Source organism: Brevibacterium sp. ZH18, from assembly GCF_022748595.1.
Lineage (GTDB): Bacteria > Actinomycetota > Actinomycetes > Actinomycetales > Brevibacteriaceae > Brevibacterium.
This window is the reverse complement of sequence record NZ_JALDSX010000082.1, coordinates 1-5346: the sequence shown is the minus strand read 5'-3', so window position 1 is coordinate 5346 and position 5346 is coordinate 1. Positions and strand designations below refer to the sequence as shown.

6 protein-coding genes are annotated in these 5346 nt (G+C 63.1%); 4 read left to right on the top strand and 2 right to left on the bottom strand.

All coding sequences use genetic code 11. The features are described from left to right. Positions 1–56: 56 nt before the first annotated feature. Complete coding sequence (locus MPN20_RS16870; protein WP_242784001.1) at positions 57–617, bottom strand: hypothetical protein; 561 nt, start codon at positions 615–617, stop codon at positions 57–59. Between the two features lie 228 nt (positions 618–845). Between MPN20_RS16870 and MPN20_RS16865 the strand changes: the two genes are divergently transcribed. The 4 genes from MPN20_RS16865 (at position 846) to MPN20_RS16850 (ending at position 3805) form a co-directional block, all read left to right on the top strand. Then, on the top strand, positions 846–1328 hold the full coding sequence (locus tag MPN20_RS16865; protein WP_242783999.1) for a CarD family transcriptional regulator: 483 nt from the start codon (positions 846–848) through the stop codon (positions 1326–1328). A 41-nt stretch (positions 1329–1369) separates the two neighbouring features. Beyond that, a complete protein-coding gene (locus MPN20_RS16860; RefSeq protein WP_242783997.1) occupies positions 1370–2128 on the top strand; it encodes a 2-C-methyl-D-erythritol 4-phosphate cytidylyltransferase in 759 nt (252 codons plus the stop codon). Next, positions 2125–2610 (top strand): 2-C-methyl-D-erythritol 2,4-cyclodiphosphate synthase, encoded by a 486-nt coding sequence (gene ispF, locus MPN20_RS16855; protein ID WP_242783995.1) that lies wholly within the window; start codon positions 2125–2127, stop codon positions 2608–2610. The genes MPN20_RS16860 and ispF overlap by 4 nt, the downstream gene beginning before the upstream one ends. Positions 2611–2749: 139 nt before the next feature. Continuing rightward, positions 2750–3805 carry a hypothetical protein gene (locus tag MPN20_RS16850; protein ID WP_242783993.1) on the top strand — a complete coding sequence of 352 codons (1056 nt, stop codon included), beginning with the start codon at positions 2750–2752 and terminating at the stop codon, positions 3803–3805. A 27-nt stretch (positions 3806–3832) separates the two neighbouring features. On the opposite strand, the gene MPN20_RS16845 is transcribed toward MPN20_RS16850, so the two are convergent. Continuing rightward, the gene (locus MPN20_RS16845) at positions 3833–5284 is read right to left on the bottom strand and encodes an amino acid permease (RefSeq protein ID WP_242783991.1); all 1452 of its coding nucleotides are present in this window, start codon (positions 5282–5284) and stop codon (positions 3833–3835) included. Positions 5285–5346 lie beyond the last annotated feature (62 nt).

The following is a 5346-nucleotide window of genomic DNA, read 5'->3' as shown; positions in this document are numbered from 1 at the left end:
GATGTGAGCGGCTCCCTCTGTCTGTCAGATCGGCTGTTGCCGTCCGTCTGCGGCGATCAGCCGTTGGCGGCAGCTGACTCCGTCGGCTGACCGGATTGCGTGGCGTCTTCGCTCGGCACGTTCGATGGTGACTCGGTCGGAATGGAGTCCTTGTAGTACGGCAGGGTGTTGGAGAGGACCTGTGCCTGAATGGTCTTCTCGTCTCCGCCGACTTTGACATCGATGTCGATGAGGTCACCGGGCTTCGCATCGAGTTTGTCGATGACGAGTGGCTTGGACTTCGTCGAGGCGGAGCTCTTCGGGTCCTGCACGAAGGTCTGTCCTGCGTCGACGGATTCCTTGAAGGTCTCGCCGGACAGCTTCAGCGTGACATCGGCGGCTGAGTCGCCCTTGTTCACGAGTGTGAAGAACAGTTGAGCAGGTCCATCACCGGACTTGTCCATGACGAGCATGAGACCGCGAACCTCGACGTCTCCGACGGTTCCCCAGGCGCCGTCACCGGCGTTGTAGTGGTAGTCAGCTGTCTGGTGTGGAGACAGCAGGCTTGCACATCCGCTGACGGGAAGAACGAGAGCGAGTGCGGCAACTGCGATGGCCGCGCGGTTGTGCCGTTTCATTTTGCTCCTTGAAGTGGCAATACAAGATCAGTCTGTATACTACCCGTTTTTTGACCCGCTGTAGAACCCGCGTCCAGATCATGTGTGAGTTCGCCTGCATCGATCCAGACGGACCCGCGCGAATTGCCGTGAGCGGCGGAGCCTAGCACGAAGAATCCCAACCCTGAGCGATTTCTGTGGCGCGCCTCATGGTAAACTGGAGGTCCGCGAAAGGGGTTTGAAGAGAATATGAGTTTCGAGGTCGGCGAGACAGTTGTCTATCCACATCACGGTGCAGCGACAATCCAAGATATCAAAAAACGAACCATTAAAGGTGAGGAGAAACTGTACCTCAAACTCCAGGTCGCCCATGGCGATCTAGTGATCGAGGTCCCCGCTGAAAACTGCGATCTCGTCGGAGTGCGAGATGTTGTCGGTGAAGAAGGTGTCGAAGAGGTCTTCAACGTCCTCCGCGCAGAATTCATCGAAGAGCCCACCAACTGGTCTCGTCGTTATAAGGCGAACATTGAGAAGTTGCAGTCCGGTGACGTCATCAGGGTCGCCGAGGTAGTTCGCGACCTGTGGCGTCGCGAGCAGGATCGCGGCTTGTCGACCGGTGAGAAGCGCATGTTGTCCCAGGCCCGTAGGGTCCTCGTTTCTGAACTCGCATTGGCCGAGAAGAAAGAGGAATCCGAAGCCGAGGCAATTCTGGACGAAGTGCTCGCGTCCTGAGTACCTGCGTCATCGTTCCGGCCGCAGGGTCGGGATCTCGCTTGGGCAGTTCAGAGCCGAAGGCTCTTGTCCGTCTGCACGGTCGGAGCCTTCTGACTCGCAGTCTTGAAGCGATCATCTCCTCGGGAGTGGCTTCCACAATTGTGGTCGCCGCCCCCGAGGAGTTTTTAATGCGCGTGCGCAGCGAAATCGACGAGCTTTCTGCCGCTGACTCGGCTATCGACTCCGCTGCATCCGATATTCAAATCACAGCTGTAGCAGGCGGTCGGGACCGTGTTGAGTCTGTGCAACTGGCCTTGAAACATGACAGTGGTTCGGAAGTCGTGCTGGTCCACGATGCTGCACGCGCTCTGACTCCGCCCGAGGTGTTCCGTCGAGTTGTCGAAGCTGTCCGCTCCGGCGCCGAGGCAGTTGTCCCGGTTCTGCCCATGACCGACACCGTCCGCCGAGCTGAGAATCGCGAGGTTGAGCCCGTTGAGGTTCTGCGAGGCGATCTCGACCGTTCGAGTCTTCGACGAGTCCAGACTCCCCAAGGTTTCCTTGCGACCACCCTGCGCCGAGCACACGAGAGATATGCCAACGATGTGGCCGAGCTCGGCCTGCTTTCGGCTGTCGCGACCGATGATGCCGGACTGGTCGAACGCCTCGGCGTAGATGTTGTTGCCGTCGATGGCGACGAGGAAGCACTGAAGATCACGTATCCGCTCGACCTTGTCCTGGGCGAGCACATTGCGACACTGCGTGACGACGCAGCCGCAGCAACACGAGACGATAAGAGCCAACGAGGAGAGCAGCGATGACTGTGGTCATACCCCGCACCGGCGTCGGAGTTGATGTGCATGCGATTTCGGACGACCCTGAGCGCGAACTCTGGGTTGCCGGACTCCTCTGGCCCGGCGAGCGAGGGCTCGAGGGGCATTCCGACTCGGACGTGGCCGCTCATGCTTGCTGCGACGCGCTCTTCTCTGCGGCGGGCATAGGCGACCTGGGTCAGCATTTCGGCGTGGATCGTCCGGAGTTCTCCGGTGCATCAGGTGCGTCGCTCCTCGCCGAGGCGGCACGGCAGGTCCGTGCCGCTGGCTTCGAGATCGGCAATGTGTCGGTTCAAGTGATCGGCAATCGTCCGAAGATCGGCAGTCGACGAGATGAAGCGCATGCCGCGCTCACATCGGCGGTCGGTGCACCTGTCTCCGTATCGGGCACAACCACTGATGGGCTGGGGCTGACGGGACGAGGCGAAGGTGTCGCCGCCATCGCGAATGCGCTCATCTATCGGGCCTGAGACGGCTGGGCCTCCAGGCCTCCGGAACTTCAGGTCCGCGGGCCCAGGTAATCATGGCTGCAGAAGTTCAGACCAACAGGCCTCCGGAGAATCGCATCAGGGGTTCCGGAATCCACTGTGAAAGCGAGCGAATAGGCGAATGAGGGTGCTGTTCCAAGGAGCTGGCGCGATCGCCATCGCCGGTGCTGCGATGTTCGGTCGTCGCCATGAAGCGGTCGTCGTGTCACGGACTGTGAGCCCTGGCGATTCTGCTTTACCCCTGCAGCTGGCTGCTCTCGGACGCGGCAGTCGTGCGGCAACTCATGGAGCTGCGTCCACTCGCCGTCTACCTGGCACCGACAGATGCCGGGTACCTATCATCGACTGGCCGACGGCCGCGACGGAGACCTGGGATCTCATCGTGGTCAGCACTCGGCCGGGCGACCTCGATGCGAAGGTGCGCGAAGCGATTGAGCGACTGCGTCCGCCGCTGATCGCGCTCACCAGCCAGGTCGATGGTGACGTGGAGCGAGCCGTGGCGATGTTCCCCGGCTCCGAGATCGTCGTATTCTCCCCGGCATTCCTCTCCGAGAGAACCGTCGGCCGCACCGTCCGGTTCTGGCGCCCGCCCGCCATGCCCGCGTTCCTCGTGGCGGGCCGACGCGAAACGGTGTGCAGACTGCGGCGTGAGCTCGGGTCCTTGGTCATCGGCGTCCCGACCGCAGCGGTCTTCGACGTTCCCGCTGTCTTCATCCCCTATGCCGCCGAGCTCAGCGCACGGCACGGCGATTGGGCAGCGCTCAAATCTCATCTGCGGCGGCCGACTGCTGCCGCTTCCGAGGCAGTGCGAGCCGTGACCGGACTTCGACTGCCGATGTCGCCGCTGGCCGCCCGACTCGTCCTCGAGGCCATCGAGCGGATCTCGCCGCTGGATATGAACGAATACGCCGGTCGACATTTCGGGCGCCACGAAGCTCAGACGCTCGATATGCTCGACGGCTGGATCGGGAGGGCGATCGCTCGGGCAGACTCGCGGGCCGGACGACGGACCAACATCGACCCACAAACTAATCGACAGACGAACCCACAGTCGAACCCACAGGCGAATCGACAGTCGAATCGACAGGCGAACCGACGGGTGAACCCGCAGCCGAATCGACAGGCGAACCGACAGGCGTCGGCACTCGCTGGGCTGGCCAGGGCACTGCGCGGGTGAATGCACTGACCCCAGGTCGGGGTCTATTCAGGCTTTGAGGCGGCGCGTGACCAAGTAGCCGATGCCGTAAAGCGCAGCGGAGAAGATCAGCGTCCCGATGATCTGAATGCGCACGGCTTCGACGGTCAGACCGAGGGCGATGATCACAGCGATGCCCGCCAGGGTCGCATACGACAGCCACGGGAACAGCCACATCTTCAGCGGGAGTGTCTCTCCGGCCGCCTCGGCGCGACGTCGGATGATGATCTGCGAGACCAAGGTCGCGACCCAGGTGACGATGAGTGTCGAGCCGACGATCCGCAGAAGCACGCCAAGCACCTCGGCGGCCCAGAAGTAGTTGAGCGCCACCGCGACGAACCCGAATGCCGACGTCGCGAGCACGGCCGCAACAGGGACGCCTCGGCGATTGGTGCGACCCAAAACTGCCGGCAGCATCTTCCTCTGGGACATCGAGAACGACATCCGGGACGCCCCGTAGATGTTCGCGTTCATTGACGACAGCAGTGCGATGACGATGACGGCGGCCAGCAGCGATGCGACGACCGGCAGGCCGGCAGTGTCGAGGACGGCGACGAAGGGTGAGTCGGCCAGGCGCGGATCGGTCCAGTCCAGGACGAGGACGATGACGGCCACCGAGCCGATGTAGAGGAACAGGATGCGCCACACGATGGTCCGGATCGCCCGCGTGACGCTGCGCGTGGGATTGGCAGTCTCGGCAGCGGCGACGGCCACGATCTCGATGCCGCCGAAGGCGAATGCGACGACGAGCAGACCGGCTGCGATACCGGGCAGACCCGTGGGCATGAACCCTTCGGCGAAGATCTCCTGGGGCGGGGCCGCAGGCGTCCAGCCGAGGAGGTATGCGATCCCGAGGACCAGGAAGAGCGCGACGAATACGACCTTGAGGAGCGAGAACCAGAACTCGAACTCTCCGAAGCTGCCCGAGGTCGTGAGGTTGATCGCCGTGAACACGATCATGATCACCAGTGCGAGGACCCACTGTGGGACCGCCGGAATGTAGTTGGCGGCGATCTGCGCGGCAGCGGTTGCCTCGGCGGCAACGACGAGGCAGAGCTGGACCCACCACAGCGCACCCACGGCAAAGGCTGCAGCCGGGCCCATGGCCTTGCCCGCGTAATGCGAGAACGCACCCGGATTCGGGTCCGCGGCAACGAGCTCGCCGAGCGCACGCATGACGAAGATGACGATGAGCCCCGCCACCGCATAGGAGATGAGGACCGCCGGGCCGGCCGCCTGCACGCCCTCGCCCGATCCGACGAAGAGGCCCGCGCCGATGGCCGATCCCAGACTCATCATGACCAGGTGGCGCGGCTTCATCCCGACCTTGAGGCCGGTGGACGCAGTACCGGGACCCGCCGAGGTGGGGGCTGGGGAACCGTCGTTCGTTCGGTTCGCGTCGGACGGATTCGACGACGAGCCATCCGGGGCGGGGGACTGCGGTGATTGAGATTCAGGCACCCGATGAGTCTAGCGTTCGGCTCGCGGCGCGGATCAGGGAGGTGGGAAAGACAGAGGTGCCG

Coding starts and splice junctions, on each gene's coding strand:
- MPN20_RS16850 (WP_242783993.1), top strand. CDS start 2,750: ATGAGGGTGCTGTTCCAAGGAGCTGGCGCGATCGCCATCGCCGGTGCT.
- MPN20_RS16865 (WP_242783999.1), top strand. CDS start 846: ATGAGTTTCGAGGTCGGCGAGACAGTTGTCTATCCACATCACGGTGCA.
- MPN20_RS16870 (WP_242784001.1), bottom strand. CDS start 617: ATGAAACGGCACAACCGCGCGGCCATCGCAGTTGCCGCACTCGCTCTC.
- ispF (WP_242783995.1), top strand. CDS start 2,125: ATGACTGTGGTCATACCCCGCACCGGCGTCGGAGTTGATGTGCATGCG.